The 263-nt window shown below is 73.8% G+C and carries 1 protein-coding gene; it reads right to left on the bottom strand.

The genetic code is table 11. The features are described from left to right. Positions 1-263, bottom strand: a 263-nt coding sequence (locus SB773_RS32565; RefSeq protein ID WP_486304321.1) for a hypothetical protein, incomplete at both ends; no start/stop codon positions are given.

Genomic DNA, 263 nt, shown 5'->3' with positions numbered 1-263 from the left:
AACGTCGTCGGCGGGCCGCCGCGGAGGCCGAAGCGGGCAAGAGCGATAGGGTGCTCGGGAACCTTGAGGAGCGGGCTGAGCACGGCGTCCTCGAGCTCTCCCCAAGCCCGCACCGGCTGCCCGAACAGCCACGCATAAGCCGCGCCGTCCCGCCCGAAACCTGCCGCCGTCTCCCCCAGCGACCGCCGCTGCACCGCCGCCGTACCGCCGTCCAGCGGGTGCGCGAGCGGCAGTTCGGGGTGAACCCACTGCAGGCCGTAGCG

The organism is Bacillus sp. SIMBA_074 (assembly GCF_046534555.1).
In the GTDB taxonomy this organism is placed as follows: Bacteria; Bacillota; Bacilli; order Bacillales; family Bacillaceae_G; genus Bacillus_A; species Bacillus_A mycoides.
The sequence above is the reverse complement of the archived record's forward strand: the minus strand, read 5'-3'. Positions and strand labels throughout refer to the sequence as shown.